Here is an 18,720-nt window from a genome sequence, read left to right on the forward strand (position 1 = left end):
TCCTTCTGAAAGACTGGCCAACACATAAACAAGAGGACGATGCTGTGTGGCCGAAGTAGGTGAGCAGATCATCAAGGACGATGAAACAGTAGAGATTGTGAATATTGCCGTTGCAAAAGAACAGCATGGCAAAAGGAATCAGAAACATTAATGCTCCATGCCGTTCATCGCAAAGTTACGAGGCTATAAGACCGTTGTGGAAATGCAAACGTGGGACAACTTACTCTTTATCAAAATGCGGTCCTGGAGCAACTGAAATTAACATCGATTTCTTTATTAAGCACTACAACTGAAACCGTTTACTAATGTAGGATATCTCAAGATTTCAATAGACTAAATAGAAGAAGTCACAAAAACATCCTGAGTTATTTTTCTCCTAAAAGAAGTAACTTTGTATAAAATAATATATTCCTTCTCTAACGGACAACATAGCGGAAAAAAGAGTTGACACGAAACCAAAAGGTTTCATATACTGAAATATGAAACTTTTTGGTTACATATTAATCAACATGGAGGTACGTCATATGCAAGTAAATAATCAAAGCAAAGTTCCAGACATCCGAAAAACTGCCGTATTTAATGCGCCGATTCAAAAAGTGTGGGAAGCAGTGGCAACTTCAGAAGGTATTGCCGCATGGTTTATGCCAAATGATTTTGAGCCAAAAGTTGGACATGAATTCACTTTACAGTCACCTTTTGGACCCTCACCTTGCAAAGTTCTGGAACTCGATCCACCTAACCGACTTTCCTTTTCGTGGGATACATTCGGTTGGCGTGTTTCTTTTGAATTAAAGGAACTAGATGGAAAAACAGAATTTACACTCATTCATTCTGGTTGGGGTGAGCCTAATGAGATTATTCCAGCACCAGGGGAAACACACTCAGTAATAAGAAATCGAATGGACAATGGTTGGGAATCTCTTGTTAAAGAGAAACTGCGCAAAGTAGTTGAGGCTTAATGTCAGCCGCGCCAAAGCATGATATTTTTCAAGCAATCGCCGATCCCACTCGACGGAAAATACTTCGACTGCTCGCTGATAAGAAACTGCCCGTTACGGCAATAAGCAAGCATTTTCCTATGAGCCGTACAGCCGTTTCTAAACATTTGCGCATTTTACTGGAATCGAAACTTGTCAGTGTGGAGAAGGCGGGAAGGGAGAAGTTATACAAACTCCAACCAGAGGCGCTACTCGAACTTAAGCATTGGCTTTCCTTTTTCGAGCAATTTTGGGACAACAAGATTTCAATGCTTAAACACTTTGTGGAAAACGAGGAAGCAGGTAATCTCAATCTCATCATCCCTAAATCCAATGAGGAATCTAAAGATTCGTGACAAGAAGATTAAGAATAAGAACTATTGATGCTGGCTATTTTAAAAATGGTAGAAAATATAATTGAGCTTTATTGTTCAACTAGCCCTATGGGTTATAATTATAATAGAACGTGTTGCAAAACACATAGTGAATGCATAAATGTACACAAAAAATCCACCCGTCTTGGAAATCATATACAGTGACCTAAAAAACACATTTCCAAGGGGTGGACACTATCATGATTTCCAATTTTGTTATCGAACATGCAATGAATAGCGAAATGGATCCTCTTTTACGAGCTTTATTTCAATACATCGACCAACTTTCTTTACCAGAAACACCTTATGTGACAGGACGACCACCGATTCCGAAAAAATCATTGTTAAAATGTTTCTTTTTAAAAACCTATTTTTCCATTGATTCTTTACGTCAGTTAGTTGACACACTGAATCGCTTTGGCTACTTCCGGCGTATTTGTGGACTTAAAGAGGTTCCACATCTTTCTACGTTTTCACGTGCAGGTAAGTGGTTTCGAGAACAAGGATTTTCCGCTTTTAATGCTCAACTTCTCAAAGATTTAGGCGTTCGATATCCAAAAATCGTCATGATCGACAGTACAGCGCTCCGAAGCAGTCTTTATGATTCTCAAGCGAGATGGGGAATCTCCACTCGGTATAACTGGTTTAAAGGTTATAAATTACATCTTTGTACAACGGCAGAGGGAGTCATTTTATCCCATGTCTTCACGACTGCGAATCGAAATGATGCAGCCGTTGCGCTTGAATTATTTCCATCTTTAAAGGAATGGGAGATTGAGTTTGCCCTTGGAGATGCTGCCTATGACAGTGAAAAAGTCCGTCAAATGGCGGAACAAACAGGGATCTTTTTCGTTTCACCGATTAATCCTCGAAATGGTGATGAACGAAAAGATGCCTACGGCCGGGTGATTCCTTCGTTTTTGAAAACAGAATTCGGAAAGTGGTTGTTTCGTTTCCGTAACTCGATTGAGCAGACATTCAATCAATTAAAGAATGATGGACTAGAACAGCCACGTTGGTATGGGTTTAATCGCTATTTACTGCATGTACAATTATGCATTCTTATGCACAATTTTGAGTTTTTACTCTAGTTTTGCAACACCATCATTATAATAATAAAACCCAACAAAAATTAGCAAACATAAGAACTTCTACTTAATTCTAAAATTATATTTTAAAGTTTTAGATAAACCTTTAATTATCAAATAGATAGAGAAATTATACAGGTTAATGGCACCCCCACCATAAAATGGTGGGGATCAATTTTGTAAAGATAGTGTTTAAGCTAGGATATGCATTTTATTAAAGTTTCCTTCATAAATGGCATACATATAGCAAACCTCAAAGTATTCCTATTTAAATCTATCGTAACCTAGCGGAACACTGTCATCAAAACAAAGTTTCATTTTTACCTAATTTTGTATTGAACATACATATCGTTTTGTTGGGTACACTGCAAGAAATGTCCCAGTGCAAATGGATGAAAACACAAAATGGCGAAAGCGATTCGAGACAATCAGATTGAACAGCACATCCTTCAGGACAGCATGTTGCACGAGATTGCCCGTATTCGCCGTGAAATTTCCAAAAAAAGAAGCCACCATCTCCATTCATCAACGGTTAGACTATCAAATTAGCCGCATCTCCCAGACAAAAGCAAGAACTTCACTTATTAATGGTGTTGACTGACAATAAAAAGATAAAAGTTCTAATGCCATTAGCTGCTCCTCCAGTTAGTAAAAAGTATGGTTGGAGTAAAAATAAATATGGTGCTTCATGGCAATTCAACCTTGCAAAAAGCTAACTGTTAGTTGGCCTCCAATTTTTAAACAACTTCATTGTTGTTGAATTTGAGAAAATTAGTATAGGATATGAAAAATTAAACAACGACTTGACCACCGTTCTAAAAAGCTTGAATGGTGGTATATGTACTTATAAGACCGAAATGAAATAACTTTATTGTCAATGACCAGACGGAAAAGCAAAGCATCGTTCGCCATCATCAGAAACGACGTGTATCTCGATTTTCAATTTATTCTTCTATAAAAATAACTACATTCAGGTTTCTTTCCAGCGGATCACTTATCGAAACAGTTGGGGGATTTGGTGAACTATCGTATAAATGCCCATATATGCCATCACTGCGACAACTACTCCGCCAAACACCGTCATCCAGAGCGGATGCTTGTAATCTCCGACGATTGTTCGTTTATAGGCAGCTACTAGCATAACCCCTAACGAAATCGGTAACACAAGCCCGTTTAATGCCCCGACAAAAATCATCGTCTTCACCGGACGACCAACGAAAACAAACACAAACGTAGAAATCACAATAAATAAAACAATCAGCAAGCGATGATATTTTTCTAAGGTCGGATGAAAGGTACGAATGAATGACATCGATGTATAAGCGGAACCGACAACGGACGTAATCGCTGCTGCCCACATAACAATACCAAAAAACTTATACCCTACCTCACCCGCCGCTAAACGAAACACCGAAGCTGGCGGATTCGCTTCATCTAACGTTAGCCCTTGGGCGACAACGCCAAGAGCAGCAAGAAATAATAAAAGTCTCATTAATGAAGCTACCCCAATCGCAGAGATGGAACTCTGCGTCACTTGTCGCAAGCTGTCTTTTCCCTTAATTCCGGCGTCTAACAATCGGTGCCCGCCGGCAAATGTAATATAGCCGCCAACCGTACCTCCAACAAGTGTGACAATCGCCAATAAATCAATGTTCTCAGGCACGAACGTTTTAACAGCGGCCTCACCGAGCGGAGGTTTCGCGGTCCATACGACATAAAGCGTCAATCCAATCATCACAATGCCTAACCATTGCGTAAAGCGATCCATCATTTTTCCTGCTTCACGAACAAGAAAAATCGCAATAGCAACGACCGCACTAATGACCGCTCCCGTTTTCGGTGACAGCCCAAAAAGGACGTTAATCCCTAATCCAGCGCCACCGATATTGCCAATATTGAACGCTAATCCGCCAATCAGAATCAGGCCTGCTAACATATATCCTAATCCCGGTAAAACGTCATTAGCAATGTCTTGCGCCCGCTTTTCCGATACAGCAATAATGCGCCATATGTTCGCTTGCGCTCCAATATCAAGAATAATAGAAACAAGAATGACAAAGCCAAAACTAGCGGCAAGCTGTTGTGTAAATACGGTCGTTTGTGTTAAAAAACCTGGTCCAATAGCTGACGTGGCCATTAAGAAAACAGCCCCAGCCAACACTCCGATATTTGATGAGCCCTTCTTCGCAATGGATATAGTCTTTTTCTCCGTTTCACGCTCGACACTCACTTTTCCTATCCTCCCCTACTAGTCGCTGAAAGGTCTAATCTCAACACCTGCGTCCTGCAATGTTTCATAGAGTTGTTTCGCAAATATAACAGCTTTTGCTCCATCTCCATGAATGCAAACTGTCTCCGCTTCAATGGAAACATCAATGCCTTGTAACGAACGAACGCGTCCTTCTTGAACCATTCTCATCACTTGACGAACTGCTTCACGTTCATCGGCAATGAGCGCATTCGGATCGCTTCGTTGTGTCAGTGAACCGTCTTGTTGGTACGTACGGTCGGCAAATACTTCACTTGCTGTTTTTAAACCGATTTTCTTACCAGCCGTAATTAATTCACTCCCCGCTAATCCATACAAGATTAATGTCGGATCAATATCATACACCGCCTTGGCAATGGCTTCAGCAAGTGGCACATCTTTTGCAGACATATTGTATAAAGCACCGTGCGGCTTCACATGCGTCAGTTCCCCCCCTTCCGCTTTAACAAATGCGGATAACGCCCCCACTTGATACACGACATACGCGTATACTTCATCTGGAGTAACATCGATGTTTCTACGACCAAATCCAAGCAAATCGGGAAAACCGGGATGCGCTCCGACCGCAATTCCTCTCGAAAGCGCCATCTGTACCGTTTTCCGCATCACAATAGGGTCCCCAGCATGGAATCCGCAGGCAATATTAACGGAAGTCACATAGTCCAAAATCGCTTCCTCTTCACCAATCCGATACGCGCCAAAACTTTCGCCGAAATCGCAATTGATATCAATTCGCGCCACGTATCTCCCTCCATTTTTGATCAATGATTGTTTTCCATCGGTTCATCTCCCGCTCGCGTTCAATGTACAGCTGTTGCGCTTCTTCGAATTTCGCTTTTTGAAACTGAATCACATCCCCGGGACGCGCCTGGGCTAATATCGGCAAGTCAACGGAAATCACTTGGGCGATACGCGGATACCCCCCTGTTGTTTGCCGATCCGCCATTAAAATAATCGGTTGACCGTCTTTCGGCACTTGAATCGTTCCAAATGTGACTGCTTCTGACACCATTTCCTGCTCCGTGTTTCGTTCAAGCACCTGTCCTTGCAAACGATAGCCCATCCGATCAGATTGTGTTGTGATTTTATAAGGAGATGTAAAAAAATAATGGATGCTTTCGTTTGTAAACGTGGCATACTCTATTCCTTCTGTCACTCGAATGGTCTTTTTCTTTCCATAAATATAGACGCGTGCAGAAACAGCAATCCCCCAGTTGACACGGTGTGGAAAAATAGGTCGGTCACTAGAGCGCAATGACAATACATCTCCTTTTCGCAATGCCCTTCCATGCAACCCGCCAATTTGTGCTTGTAAATAAGTGGATCGGCTGTTCATGATGAGCGGAATGTCAAGCCCACCTGCAAATGCAATATAAGCTCGATATCCGTTCCGACACGCTCCAATCGAAAGGACACTACCACTTTTGACGAACAAAGGTTTCCATAATGAAACTTGCTCATCATTTAATGTACAGGAAAAGTCGCCACCGCAAATCGCAATGAGGGCGTCTTTTTCAAAACGAAGCGTAGGTCCAAGCATTGTCACTTCTAATGTCGCCTCATGGGCTTCATTTCCGACTAGGAAGTTCGCAATACGGCTGGCAAATGAGTCCATCGCTCCACTCACAGACACTCCATCTTTTTGAAATCCCCACCTCCCTAAGTCTTGAATGGTTGTCAACAACCCGCTATGAATGACATGAATCGCGTTCATCATTCCACATCCTATAATCTTCTTCAGTGATAGGTTGAAATCGGACAATATCTCCCGCACGCAATAAGCTTGGTTCTGGATCGTGTGGACGAAATAAAGAAAGAGGCGTTCTTCCAATGATTTGCCATCCACCGGGAGTTGAAAGGGGATAAATTCCCGTTTGATTCCCGGCAATTCCCACAGAACCAGCCGGCACGGCTATGCGAGGTGTCGCCCGGCGCGGTGTCGCAATGTCTAGAGATAGTCCCCCTAAATACGCAAACCCCGGGGCAAAACCAATCATAAACACTTTGTACGTGCCATGGGAGTGAACATTGATTACTTCTTGTTCGGTCAATCCGTGATACTCAGCCACATCCGGTAAATCGGGACCAAAATTCCCGCCGTAACAAACGGGGATAACAATCGTTCGTTCTGGCACAGGAGGCACTTCCTGTTCGAGCCGCTCTAATGCTGTTTGCAGCCTTTCGCACATTCGCTCATACGCTCCAACAAAAAGTGGGTCATAGTAAATGGTGAGAGAAGAAAAGGTCGGCACAATATCCACGATTCCTTCCCAACGTTGTTTTTGGAGCATCAACGTGAATTGATGAACTCGCTCATTCACCTGTTCGCTCACTTCATGGAAAAATCGAATCGTAAGGGCATTTTCGCTTAATGGAAACATCGTATACTTCACATTCATCCCTTCCTTGAAAAGCCAAGCTGTTTAGAAATCTCAAATGCAGCTCTTTGCAATATTGGCACCATGTGCTCGACCGCCTCTTGAGAAAAACGCGGCTCCGGACCGGCAATACTTAACCCGGCTACCACTTTTCCCTCATAATTGAAAATCGGCACTGCCACCGCTGCGGAGTAGTCTTCCAATTCCGAGTAGCTAACGGTATACTGCCGTTTGCGGTCTTGTTCAATCGTATTCCGTAACGTTTGTCGGTCAACAATCGTATTTTTTGCGATCGCTACAAGTTCAATATGGTCAATATATCGTTTCTGCTCTTCGTTTTCCATAAACGTTAATAACACACGCGGGCACGCTCCTGCGTATAAAGGAGCACGACGACCTACTTTTGTATAGACGCGTACAGGTTCAGATGTTTCCACTTTTTCGATATAAATCGCCTCATCGCCATCACGAATAACTAAATTAACTGCCTCTTTCGTTTCTTCTTTTATCCTTCTCATCACCGGCAAGGCCACTTGGCGAAGATCCAATCGTTCCGCAACTAACATGCCAAACGATAAAAACGCCAATCCCAACTGGTAATGATCTCCTGTTTTTTGTAAAAACCCCATTTCTAATAACGATTGTGCCATCCGGTACACCGATGTCTTTGGCATCTGCAATAACGATACCATTTGTTGTAGCGTTAGCCGCTCATGTTCGACAAACAACCGCAACATCTCCATCGTTTTGACAACTGTTTTATTCATGATGTTCTCCCTTTGTTCCGAATATTGAAACATTTATTCCAAAAATCAAATCAGTATGTTCATTATAATAAAAATAAACAAAATTTTCTATATATTTCAGCAATAAAAAACGCGAATCGAGTAACGACTTTCTTCGCTACATTCGTTCGCGTTCATGCTCTTTTTCAAGCTTAAAAACGTCCGATGTCGTCTTGAACCGTCCTTCCTTTGTAAAATTGCCGCTGCTCGTCCATCGGTTTCTCTTTCGCTGTCATCATATCAGGAATCACTTTTAACACCACCGTACCGCTTCCCATTGAAGAACGGTATGAGGACACGTGCCGCTTAGAAAGCGGCGTGGAAAAATACCCCGGAACATATTTATAAAGCAATTGCTGCAACGCTGCTGTTGCCTCTTCCAAGTCAGAAACAACCGATGCCCGCCCAAATATGATAACACTCATATAAGCCGTACTCGTTTTCGCCGGCACCGGATGCACCATCGTTCCAGCATTCTCGCTTACAGTAAAGCATACGCGCGGGTTGCTCTTGATGATCTCCATTTTTCGCCCTTCTTCGGCTCCATGCACATAAACGCAATTGTTCCACCAAACAAAATTGAGCGGCACGACATACGGTTCGTCGCCATCTGCCAAGCCTAAAAAACCTGTCGAAGCCTCCTGTAATAAGCGGTTGATTTTTTCTTCATCTTTGCATTCTAACATCGCTCTTCTCATCGATCTCTCTCCCCTTTCATGATGATATAATGAATTGTAGAAAAAAACTGACCTGATGGATAGTGACAGTTTTAAAAAAAATATAGGTGTCAGAGGAGGAGCACATGATAGAACTAAGCCCTGTTTTCGATACAACAACACGTATCCCGCTCTACATTCAACTCTATGAATATTTGAAAACGGAAATCATAAACAAAAATATTGCTAAAGGCAGTAAATTGCCGTCCATTCGAGCACTTTCCAAGCATTTAGGCATCAGCAAAAACACGGTCGAAGGCGCGTATCAGCAGCTTCTTGCCGAAGGATATATCGAAAGTAAACCGCGCGTCGGTTTCATCGTCAAAGAACTTGAGGAACCTCTCATGCCATCGCTTTCCGAAACACAACAACATTCCCCGGTGCCGCCAGCAGAACAATCAATGCGCTACGATTTTCGCTACGGTCACATTGACACAACTCATTTTCCAATGAAGGCTTGGCGGAAATGCATGAACGAAGCCTTGGAGATGGAGCCTGAAAAAATTTTATGGTACGGGGAACGAAAAGGAGACTTCGACCTTCGCCGAGAAATCAAGAATTATTTGTACCAAGCACGCGGGATTCTCTGTTCACCAGAACAAATTATCATCGGCTCAGGAATTCAGCAGCTGACAAGTCTCATCTGCCAATTATTCGATTCTAAAACTTGTGCCATCGCCATGGAAAACCCATCGTATGACGGAATACGCTCCGTATTTTTAAACCATCACTTTCAAGTCTTGCCTATTTCGCTTGAGGAAGATGGATTAAATATCGAAGAATTGGAAACAAGCAACGCGAATGTCGTATACGTCACTCCTTCGCATCAGCTGCCACTTGGCATGGTTTTGCCTATCGGTAAGCGGCAAAAACTATTAAAATGGGCTGCTAAAAACAGTGCATGGATCATTGAAGATGATTATGACAGCGAATTTCGCTATGAAAACAAGCCGATTCCCGCCTTAAAGGCGCTTGATATGCAAGATCGAGTGATTTATTTAGGGACGTTTTCCAAAGTGTTGACACCGTCGATTCGCGTAAGTTACATGGTACTTCCCAATTGCTTGTTAGAAAGATTTTCGCAAATATTTTATAACTACAATCAGCCTGTCTCTACAATTATTCAAAAAACACTATACCTTTTCATGAAATACGGTTATTTCGAACGGCACATCCGAAAGATGCGCCATATGTATGCGAAAAAACAGCAAACACTCATCACTGCTATCCGCGAATACTTTGGGGACAACGCAACAGTGATAGGCGAAAAAGCAGGATTGCATCTACTTGTGAATTTAAAAAACTATAACAATGTAGACGAATTGGTCATCAAAGCAGAGAAAGCCGGTATAAAAGTGTATTCAGCGGCGAAATATTGGTTTGGTAAAAGCGGAACCCCGCCTAGCTATGTATTATTAGGGTTTGGCGGAATGAACGAAAAAGACATCATTGATGGTGTGAGGCTTTTGAAAAAAGTTTGGTTATCTAACAAATAAAAGGAATCGCATTTCATAGCGATTCCTTTTTGTATAAGTGAAAAAGCGTTTGCGGAATAGCCTCGATAACATCTGTGGCAAGCACATCCAATGGTGAATGCCCCCTCTCGATGAGCACATCCGCTGCTTTTCCATGCACGAACACGGCATTGCTAATTGCTTCCTGAATGTCGGCGTGCTGCATCATAAACGCAAGAATGATGCCAGTCAGCACGTCACCGCTTCCGCCTTTTGCTAACGAAGGATTTCCCGTTGTGTTCACGTATTGCTTTCCATCTGGAGTCGTGACAATGGTGTAAGGACCTTTTAACACAAGGTAGACACCATAGTCCATCGCAAATTGTTTCGCAATGGCAAAACGGTCTTTTTCGAGATCACGAATGGAAACATTAATCATTCGCGCCATTTCTCCAGGATGCGGCGTTACAATCGTCGCTTGTTTTCGTTCTCTTACTATGGAAACATAATCTTTCCAGTAATATAACGCATCCGCATCAAGAACGACCGGAACATCCTGACATAGCACCTTTTGGACAACGCTTTTCGTCCCCGCTGTTCTTCCCATGCCCGGTCCTACGGCAATTGCGTCAACATCCAAGTGGACAAAATCAATTTCACCGGTAAAACAGCCGTTCATCGATGAACACGGATAATACATCACCTCTGGAACATGTGTTGCTACAACTGAATAAATGTCATCCGGTACAGCCATTGTCAGCAATCCAGCTCCGCTTCTTAAAGCCGCTTTTGCAGTCATAGTGACAGCGCCTGTCATATTTCGAGAACCGCCAATGACAAGACCTTTTCCATAAGTACCTTTATGCGACGAGCGTTTTCTTGTCGGCAGCGTTCTTACCACATCTGCTTCACTCCATAGCTTGCGAAACCCAGCATTTTTTTCCAAGGAAAGCGGAGGGATACCGATATCCACTACCATTAATTCACCATAGTAATCAGCTGTTGGGAACGTGTATGCACTTAGCTTTGGATATTGAATCGTGATCGTTGCATCCGCCTGAATAGCCGTCTCCACTCCTCCCCCATCAGCAAAAATCCCGCTTGGCACATCAATCGCATACACGACAAGCCTTTCTGCTTCGTTAACCTTGTCAATTATTTCTTTATATGGAGATCTCAATGTTCCTTTTACGCCAATTCCAAGCAACGCGTCAACGATAACGTCATAATGACTTAATTGTTCGGTAAATTCCTTCTCATTTCCTATGTAATGCTTTACTTCATATCCCGAATTCTCATAGATTTCAAGCGCTTTTTTCGCCGCTCCTTTTACTTTTTCCTTTGGCGGTACCAACCATAAATCGGTTGCATAACCATAACTTTTTAATACTCTCGCAATGACAAAACCATCCCCACCATTATTTCCCGTACCCGCTAAAACAGCGACGCGCTGAGTAGGATGAATTCGTTCCCGCAAAATTCTCGCAACAGCTTGTCCGGCATTTTCCATCAATGATTCTTCGCTCATACCGATTTGTTGAATCGTATACCGATCAATTGCGTACATTTCTGAAGCAGTAACCACGCGCATGACGTTCACCTCGCAAATTTTAATCCCCAATCAATATATACTTAACCCATTATTTCATATAAATTTTTTGTCGGTTACCAAAAACTCTAATCTCATCATATAAGTCATTTTAATTGCATAGTTACTAATTATCTAGCGTTTTCTATTTTAAGATTCTTCTTCGCCTATACGTAAAACACCTTTAAAAAATATACCATTTTTACTTATTCAACGAGCGTTTCATTCAGAATCCAAAAAGGCTGTGAGGTATTCGAAAAGAATACAAAGAAAATGTGAATAACATAGAAATTGCTATTTACCCCTTAAAAATGTTTTTGTCTTTGTGACTGAGTATTTCTTTTAATCTTTCTGATCAATGATGAGCGCTTCCCTCTTTTTGAATCCGTACTCATTCTTTATAACAAACTCCTTTTAAAAAATTTTTTCTATGATACACCAAGATTGTAAGCGATTTCTTTTTCTTTAGTCGGAAAAACGTATATTGACAATCATTTTTTTTAGAATTATGATTTATGTAAAAATTGAATACGATCAACCGCTTATCGAGAGTGACCGAGGGAACAGGCCCTATGACGTCCGGCAACCTCCTTATAAGAGGAACGGTGCCAAATCCTGCAGAATGACTTTCATTCTGAAAGATAAGTCGTGTACATAGATACCCGATGCCTCTTTCTGAATGAAAGAGGCATTTTTTCTTAACAAAAGATGCTCATGCATAAGGAGAGTAAAGTCTCTTATTGTATAAGATGAACATTAATCCTTGGTTGCCTTCTTCTCTTCATTCGCGAAAAGATGTGCACCATCTATAAATTACAAAAACAAAAATAGGAGCGAGGGATTCGATGATTGAGGTAAAGAACTTAGTAAAAGTGTATTCATCTAAAAAGAATAAGGTAATTGGCGTGGACAATGTTTCTTTAACGATCAAAAATGGTGAAATCTTCGGTATTGTCGGCTATAGCGGTGCCGGAAAAAGCACGCTTTTACGATGCTTAAATCTTTTAGAACGCCCAACATCGGGACAAGTCATCATCGATGGGGTCGATTTAACAACTTTAAATGACAAGGAATTACGCCAAGCACGCTTAAAGATCGGAATGATTTTCCAGCATTTCCACCTTGTTAGTTCAAAAACGGTATTTGAAAATGTCGCATTTGCTTTAAAAGCGGCAAAAAAGTCAAAAGACGAAATTGAGAAACGGGTGAATGAACTACTGGAAATGGTTGGTCTTGCTGATAAACGAGATGCGTATCCTTCCCAACTAAGCGGCGGCCAAAAACAACGAGTCGGAATTGCACGAGCACTTGCAAATGAACCAACTGTCCTCTTATGCGACGAAGCAACATCAGCGCTCGATCCAAGTACGACGAAATCGATTTTAGCCTTATTGAAAAAGATTAACCGCGAACTTGGAATTACGATTGTTTTAATTACTCATGAAATGGAAGTCGTCAAAGACATATGCGACCGTATTGCGGTGATGCAGGATGGAAAAGTAATTGAATTAGGAACCGTGTATGACATTTTTACGAATCCAAAAGAAGAATTGACAAAATCGTTTATTAATAGCGTTCTGCAATTTGAGCTTCCTGACCATTTGCTGAAAAAACGTACAGGAACGATTGTAAAAATTCAGTTCAAAGGTGAGATTGCCGAAGAAACAGTTGTTTCTGATATGCTTCAAACATTTAATGTAAAAGGAAATATTTTGCACGGAAAAATTGAGTACATTCAAGATATGCCGCTTGGAATTTTCATTATGGAACTTACAGGAGACCCTGATGAAATTGAACGAGCTATTGATTATATTTCCCTAAGAACAAAAGGATTGGAGGTCATTGCAAGTGCTGCTTAATTCGCTTATGAATCTAGTTCCTGAACTAAACAAAGCATTCTTGGAAACTCTTTATATGGTTGCCATTTCTCTTTCAGTGGCGATTATAGCTGGACTTCCTTTAGGAATTTTGTTATTCGTTACCGACCGCGGTCTGTTTTTAGAAAATACGACCGTTAAATCCGTTCTTGGATTTGTCGTAAATATGATTCGTTCCATTCCTTTTGTTATTTTGCTTGTTGGGCTATTGCCGCTCACCAAACTCATTACGGGAACAACAATCGGACCTACAGCGGCTTCTGTTTCGTTGTCCGTTGCGGCTATCCCATTTTTTGCTAGAATTGTAGAAACTTCTTTGCGGGAGATTGACAAAGGTGTGATCGAGGCCGCTGTTGCTGTCGGCGCCACACCTTGGATGATTATAAAAGACGTCCTCTTACCTGAAGCTCGTCCCGGCATTATGCACGGAATTACGATTACAACGATAAGTTTAGTCAGTTATTCGGCGATGGCAGGAATTGTCGGCGGCGGAGGAATTGGAGACCTTGCGATTCGTTTTGGCTATTACCGCTACGACAATACTGTTATGATTACAACAATCGTCATTTTAATCTGCCTTGTACAAATCATTCAGTTTGCAGGCGACCGCATTGCTCGTCTTGTTGATAAGCGATAAGGTCGTTGAACATACAAATATTAGGGGGATTTGTGATGAAAAAATTATCAGTCTTTCTAGTTTTATTGTTATCCTTCGGGCTTCTCGCCGCCTGCGGAAGCAAGGAAACAACTTCTAATTCTACAGAGAAAAAAGAACTTACGATTGGGGCTACTTCCGGTCCTTACAGCGACATGGTGAATAAAGCGATTAAGCCTATTCTTGAAAAGAAAGGCTATAAAGTAAAAGTTGTAGAGTTCAGCGATTACATACAACCAAATATAGCTCTCGCTAATGGTGATTTAGATGCCAACCTATTCCAGCACAAAATCTATATGGAGACATTCGCAAAACAACATCATCTTGACCTTTCAGAAGTGATCGTCGTTCCAACTGCGCCAATGGGGATTTACTCAAATAAATTTAAGTCACTAGACGAAATTAAAGAAGGCAGTCAGATTGCTATTCCTAACGATCCGACAAACGCAGCAAGAGCGTTCTTAATCTTACAAGATGCAGGATTAATTAAGCTCGACCCAGCCGCAAACCCATTAACAGTCTCTGAAAAAGATGTAAAGGAAAATGTAAAAAAACTTCAGTTTAAGCCAATCGAAGCAGGTCAATTACCTCGTGCAGTACAAAGTGTTGATTTAGCTGCCGTTCCTGGAAACTACGCATTAGCAGCAAAAATGAACCTTCTTGACGCACTTGTATTAGAAAAAATGCCTGATAAATACCGCAACCGTGTTGTCGTAAATACAAAAGATCTGAACAAGCCATTTGTGAAAGATATTAAAGAGGCGGTTGAGTCAAAAGAGTTTGAAAAAGTCATCGATGAACAATTTAAAGGCTTCGGTAAGCCAGAGTGGATGTTAAAACGAAAACATTAAATCCATATTGCGAAACGCCGCTCCTTTAGCGGCGTTTTATCTAATCTTTTAAAAGGAGGAATAAAAAGATGGACATCATCGAAGTTCGCGGTGCTCCTAACTATTATGTATGCGAAAGCGGAGCTTTAACTCATCTCGAAACTTTATTACAAAAACATGGTTTTAGAAGTGGTTTTGTCATTTGCGGAGAACGGTCATGGAAAGTGGCCGAGCCATATTTCCCTAAAAACCGTAAATTCACTTATTCCTTTTTCCCATATAAGGGAGAATGTTCATTGTCTGAAATCGAACGGTTATCTACACTTTGCGTTCATTTTGATGTAATCATTGGAATCGGCGGCGGAAAAGTGCTAGATTTGGCGAAAGCAGTTGCCAATCAAGTCCAGCTTGATGTGGTATTAATCCCAACTCTCGCTTCTACTTGTGCAGCTTGGACACCTCTTAGCGTGATTTATGATGAAAATGGGGCATTTATTCGCTTTGATATTTTTCCAAAATCAACGTTAATGGTTTTAGTTGACACAAGAATATTGTTACACTCACCAGCCGCTTATCTCCGAGCAGGGATAGCTGATACGCTTGCCAAATGGTATGAAGCTGATTGTATCATTCGTCAAGTAAACAACCCTCCCCTTTCCGTAAAAATCGCTCATCAAATGGCCTATCTTTGCAAAACAGAGTTACTCGAACATGGTCGAGCAGCCATAAACGACTTAGTAGAAAAACGTGATACCCTATCCTTTCGCAAAGTAATTGAAACGATTATTATGGCAGGTGGAATGGTTGGAGGATTTGGGGATCGATATGGAAGAGTAGCAGGTGCCCATTCCGTTCATAACGGATTAACTAAAATTCCCGAAACCCATCATTTGTTGCATGGAGAAAAAGTAGCATATGGGATTCTCGTCCAGCTAGCCCTTGAAGAAAATTGGGATGAAATTCACCGTTTGCTTCCATTTTACCGAGATTTAAAGTTACCTTATACTCTAAAACAACTCGGCCTTGATGCAACAGAAAAAGAAAAACTCATTTACATTGCCGAAGAAATCATCAAACCACATGAATCTATTCATCTTATGAATATCCCTGTTAATAACGGGAAAATCGTAGAAGCATTTTATCAACTTGAGAAATTAGAATCCTAAATTTCTCTTCTTGTTTTTTCATTAGCTGTATAACTGCGACATCATGTAAGACTATTTCACTTACCATTGTGCTCTAATCAAAAATGAATGCCTTTAGGACGGGAGCGAGGTGTAAATGGGTTTTTGTATGTTGCTCATCCGGAAGCTGTAACATATAAGCCGCATATAACCCCACTTCACATAAAGTCAAGTGGCGGGCAGTTCGCCAAACAAGCGGTGAGAGCAGTTCGTTTGGTAAAGTGACCTATATCGTATGAAGTATCATGCAAAAACGGCTGTCTCATCATCCTGAGACAGCCTCTCTCCAAAACGTTTATGCTTGATTTAACATACGAAATACTTGTTCCACGTCTTTATCTCCACGTCCTGAAATGTTTACAATAATAATTTTATCTTGATCTAGCGTTCGCGCTAATTTCATTGCATAAGCAACCGCATGAGCGCTCTCAAGCGCTGGAATAATCCCTTCCGTTCTCGATAGCACTTGAAATGCTTCAAGCACTTCCTCGTTCGTAACCGTATAATACTCGGCACGCCCAGAAACTTTTAAATGGCTGTGCTCAGGACCGATTCCCGGGTAGTCAAGACCAGCGGCAATCGAATAAGTCGGCTGCGGATTTCCATCTTCATCTAGCAACACTAAACATTTAAACCCATGCAGCACGGCTGGCACACCTTTTGTAAGCGTCGCTGCTTTTTCCGGCTCTACGCCGATCAGACGTACATTTGGTTCATCAATATAATGAGCAAACGCTCCAATCGCATTGCTTCCGCCGCCGACGCAGGCGATGACAACATCAGGCAACCGTCCTTCTTTCTCGAAAATTTGCCGCTTGCTTTCTTCGCTTATGACAGACTGAAAATGTTTAACGATGCTTGGATATGGATGAGGTCCAACCGCTGAACCAAGCAAATAAAACGTGTTCTTATAATTTTCAACAAGGTCATTTAATGCTTCATCGACCGCATCCTTCAATCTTCCTTGTCCTTTTGATACCGGAACGACTTTTGCGCCTAAAAGCTCCATACGAAATACGTTTAATGCCTGACGTCTAGTATCTTCCTCACCCATATAAATGATGCAATCAATTCCAAACATCGCGCAAGCCGTCGCGGTGGCAACACCATGCTGTCCCGCACCCGTTTCAGCGATGACGCGTTTTGCTCCCATTCGTTTCGCAAGCAAAATTTGTCCGATGACGTTATTAATCTTATGCGAACCTGTATGGTTTAAATCTTCGCGCTTCAAATAAATTTTCGCCCCGCCTAAACGCTCTGTGAGCCGGGCAGCAAACGTAAGCGGATTCTCACGGCCGACATACTCTTTTAAATAAAACTTGAATTCATCATTAAACTCTTGATCATCTTTGTACTTTAAAAACTGTTCCTCCAAATAATCAAGCGCTTCTTGCAGTTCCGGCGGCACAAAGCTTCCACCAAATTCTCCGAAATAACCTCGTCTTTGCTGAACTAAACTCATTGCTCATCTCTCCTCTGCTTTTCAAACTTCATAATTAGGATATTACCTTTACCCATGAAAGTCAATGAATTTTCTGTATTTTCTTATAAATTATCTGATTTTTGCTTCCTCCAAGCCAGCAGGACGAACGTGAAAAGGAAAATGGCGTTTTGATAAGGAAGTTGGTTGTGTCAAAATGGTCCTTTAAACGTTATGATCGCTATACCACTCTAATGCTTTCTTCTCAGTCTCTTTAATAAACGGATCCTTTCCTTCAATATAAGATTTCATATCGGTCGGAAACTGCTTGGCGAGCCTTTGTTTCAACTCACTATATGCTTTTGCTTCCTTGGGATGGGTAATCATATATTCTTTGAACGCCAAATGCCTTGTAATATGTTCGCTTCCTGTTTTGAACACATGAACATGATGAGTTCTCTCATCTTCACCTTTACAGAAAAATCTTCGTCCGGAAATTCCGTGCTCCCCCATCGCCCGATAACCGATCGCTGACATTTGCTCGTTGTAGTGATCAACGCTCTCAATGTCTTTTACCTCTACTAAAATATCAATAATCGGTTTAGCATACATGCCGGGAATCGACGTACTTCCAATGTGGTAAATAGCAACGATTTCATTGCCAAAAATGGTATTCATCTTTCGTACTTCTTCTTCAAACATAACAGACCAGCCTTCATTAAACGAAACAACTTCCACCTTTCTCATCAACCATTCTCCTTTTCATCATGAAAATCTAGTAATATTCGATCGCCTTTGCTTGCCGGCTGCGAAATAACTAAAAATTCAGCATCGTCCTTCGATTGGTTAAACACTTGATGTGGAACAAGCGGCGGAACTTCGATGCCTTCATGCTTATCGATGTTCATTATATTACCGTTCACTTCAATTGTAATTGTTCCTGATAACACAAAGAAAAATTGCCGCGATTTTTCGTGATAATGTTTGACTTCTGCCGTGTTTGGCGGCATGCGCTCGTGAATAATGCTTAAATCCTTATTTTTCACTAAATGCCAGCCGTCACAATGCTCTCCCCAGATGTAATGTTCAGCGTTTTGTCTGCTAATTTTCATATATGTCCTCCCG

At 41.5% G+C, this 18,720-nt stretch carries 18 protein-coding genes and 1 riboswitch; of the genes, 8 read left to right on the plus strand and 10 right to left on the minus strand.

The window, feature by feature from the left end; translation table 11 throughout:
* The first annotated feature begins 524 nt into the window (after nucleotides 1-524).
* From ISX45_RS07645 to ISX45_RS07655, 3 genes are all read left to right on the plus strand, one after another.
* Nucleotides 525-959, plus strand: coding sequence for an SRPBCC family protein (locus ISX45_RS07645; protein WP_181556327.1), 435 nt, complete (start codon nucleotides 525-527; stop codon nucleotides 957-959).
* Complete coding sequence (locus ISX45_RS07650) at nucleotides 959-1,333, plus strand: ArsR/SmtB family transcription factor (RefSeq protein ID WP_194520420.1); 375 nt, start codon at nucleotides 959-961, stop codon at nucleotides 1,331-1,333. Before ISX45_RS07645 ends, ISX45_RS07650 begins: the two co-directional genes overlap by 1 nt.
* Nucleotides 1,334-1,551: 218 nt before the next feature.
* Nucleotides 1,552-2,442 (plus strand): transposase, encoded by an 891-nt coding sequence (locus ISX45_RS07655; RefSeq protein ID WP_407649661.1) that lies wholly within the window; start codon nucleotides 1,552-1,554, stop codon nucleotides 2,440-2,442.
* A gap of 991 nt (nucleotides 2,443-3,433) precedes the next feature.
* On the opposite strand, the gene ISX45_RS07660 is transcribed toward ISX45_RS07655, so the two are convergent.
* The 6 genes from ISX45_RS07660 to ISX45_RS07685 all read right to left on the minus strand — a co-directional run bounded on the left by ISX45_RS07660 (nucleotide 3,434) and on the right by ISX45_RS07685 (nucleotide 8,569).
* Nucleotides 3,434-4,576 (minus strand): NRAMP family divalent metal transporter, encoded by a 1,143-nt coding sequence (locus tag ISX45_RS07660; protein WP_181556356.1) that lies wholly within the window; start codon nucleotides 4,574-4,576, stop codon nucleotides 3,434-3,436.
* 111 nt (nucleotides 4,577-4,687) lie between these two features.
* Nucleotides 4,688-5,449 carry a LamB/YcsF family protein gene (locus tag ISX45_RS07665; protein ID WP_181556330.1) on the minus strand — a complete coding sequence of 254 codons (762 nt, stop codon included), beginning with the start codon at nucleotides 5,447-5,449 and terminating at the stop codon, nucleotides 4,688-4,690.
* Nucleotides 5,436-6,422: a 5-oxoprolinase subunit C family protein gene (locus ISX45_RS07670; RefSeq protein WP_194520651.1), complete on the minus strand. Its 987-nt coding sequence runs from the start codon at nucleotides 6,420-6,422 to the stop codon at nucleotides 5,436-5,438. The genes ISX45_RS07665 and ISX45_RS07670 overlap by 14 nt, the downstream gene beginning before the upstream one ends.
* Complete coding sequence (gene pxpB / locus ISX45_RS07675; RefSeq protein ID WP_181556332.1) at nucleotides 6,397-7,107, minus strand: 5-oxoprolinase subunit PxpB; 711 nt, start codon at nucleotides 7,105-7,107, stop codon at nucleotides 6,397-6,399. Before pxpB ends, ISX45_RS07670 begins: the two co-directional genes overlap by 26 nt.
* Entirely contained in the window at nucleotides 7,104-7,853 is a 750-nt protein-coding gene (locus ISX45_RS07680) for an IclR family transcriptional regulator (RefSeq protein WP_194520421.1), read from the minus strand. The genes pxpB and ISX45_RS07680 overlap by 4 nt, the downstream gene beginning before the upstream one ends.
* Before the next feature lie 170 nt (nucleotides 7,854-8,023).
* Entirely contained in the window at nucleotides 8,024-8,569 is a 546-nt protein-coding gene (locus tag ISX45_RS07685; protein ID WP_181556334.1) for a pyridoxamine 5'-phosphate oxidase family protein, read from the minus strand.
* 104 nt (nucleotides 8,570-8,673) lie between these two features.
* Here ISX45_RS07685 and pdxR point away from each other — a divergent pair, with 104 nt between their 5' ends.
* On the plus strand, nucleotides 8,674-10,083 hold the full coding sequence (gene pdxR / locus ISX45_RS07690; protein WP_228485671.1) for a MocR-like pyridoxine biosynthesis transcription factor PdxR: 1,410 nt from the start codon (nucleotides 8,674-8,676) through the stop codon (nucleotides 10,081-10,083).
* 13 nt (nucleotides 10,084-10,096) lie between these two features.
* Here the strand turns inward: pdxR and ISX45_RS07695 are convergent, their stop codons facing one another.
* Entirely contained in the window at nucleotides 10,097-11,632 is a 1,536-nt protein-coding gene (locus tag ISX45_RS07695; RefSeq protein ID WP_194520422.1) for an NAD(P)H-hydrate dehydratase, read from the minus strand.
* 536 nt (nucleotides 11,633-12,168) lie between these two features.
* Nucleotides 12,169-12,277: riboswitch (SAM riboswitch) on the plus strand.
* 197 nt (nucleotides 12,278-12,474) lie between these two features.
* Between ISX45_RS07695 and ISX45_RS07700 the strand changes: the two genes are divergently transcribed.
* The 4 genes from ISX45_RS07700 (at nucleotide 12,475) to ISX45_RS07715 (ending at nucleotide 16,157) form a co-directional block, all read left to right on the plus strand.
* A complete protein-coding gene (locus ISX45_RS07700) occupies nucleotides 12,475-13,488 on the plus strand; it encodes a methionine ABC transporter ATP-binding protein (protein WP_194520423.1) in 1,014 nt (337 codons plus the stop codon).
* Nucleotides 13,478-14,143 carry a methionine ABC transporter permease gene (locus ISX45_RS07705; RefSeq protein WP_194520424.1) on the plus strand — a complete coding sequence of 222 codons (666 nt, stop codon included), beginning with the start codon at nucleotides 13,478-13,480 and terminating at the stop codon, nucleotides 14,141-14,143. Before ISX45_RS07700 ends, ISX45_RS07705 begins: the two co-directional genes overlap by 11 nt.
* Before the next feature lie 35 nt (nucleotides 14,144-14,178).
* Complete coding sequence (locus ISX45_RS07710; protein WP_194520425.1) at nucleotides 14,179-15,012, plus strand: MetQ/NlpA family ABC transporter substrate-binding protein; 834 nt, start codon at nucleotides 14,179-14,181, stop codon at nucleotides 15,010-15,012.
* A 68-nt stretch (nucleotides 15,013-15,080) separates the two neighbouring features.
* Nucleotides 15,081-16,157: an iron-containing alcohol dehydrogenase family protein gene (locus ISX45_RS07715; protein WP_194520426.1), complete on the plus strand. Its 1,077-nt coding sequence runs from the start codon at nucleotides 15,081-15,083 to the stop codon at nucleotides 16,155-16,157.
* Nucleotides 16,158-16,470: 313 nt separating this feature from the next.
* Here ISX45_RS07715 and trpB read toward each other — a convergent pair whose 3' ends face one another.
* The 3 genes from trpB to ISX45_RS07730 all read right to left on the minus strand — a co-directional run bounded on the left by trpB (nucleotide 16,471) and on the right by ISX45_RS07730 (nucleotide 18,707).
* Nucleotides 16,471-17,637 (minus strand): tryptophan synthase subunit beta, encoded by a 1,167-nt coding sequence (gene trpB / locus ISX45_RS07720; protein WP_194520427.1) that lies wholly within the window; start codon nucleotides 17,635-17,637, stop codon nucleotides 16,471-16,473.
* A 183-nt stretch (nucleotides 17,638-17,820) separates the two neighbouring features.
* A complete protein-coding gene (locus ISX45_RS07725; protein WP_194520428.1) occupies nucleotides 17,821-18,342 on the minus strand; it encodes a GrpB family protein in 522 nt (173 codons plus the stop codon).
* Nucleotides 18,342-18,707, minus strand: a complete 366-nt coding sequence (locus ISX45_RS07730; protein WP_194520429.1) for a cupin domain-containing protein — start codon at nucleotides 18,705-18,707, stop codon at nucleotides 18,342-18,344. The genes ISX45_RS07725 and ISX45_RS07730 overlap by 1 nt, the downstream gene beginning before the upstream one ends.
* Nucleotides 18,708-18,720 lie beyond the last annotated feature (13 nt).

It is taken from the genome of Thermaerobacillus caldiproteolyticus, from assembly GCF_015326725.1.
GTDB classification, from domain to species: Bacteria; Bacillota; Bacilli; order Bacillales; family Anoxybacillaceae; genus Thermaerobacillus; species Thermaerobacillus caldiproteolyticus.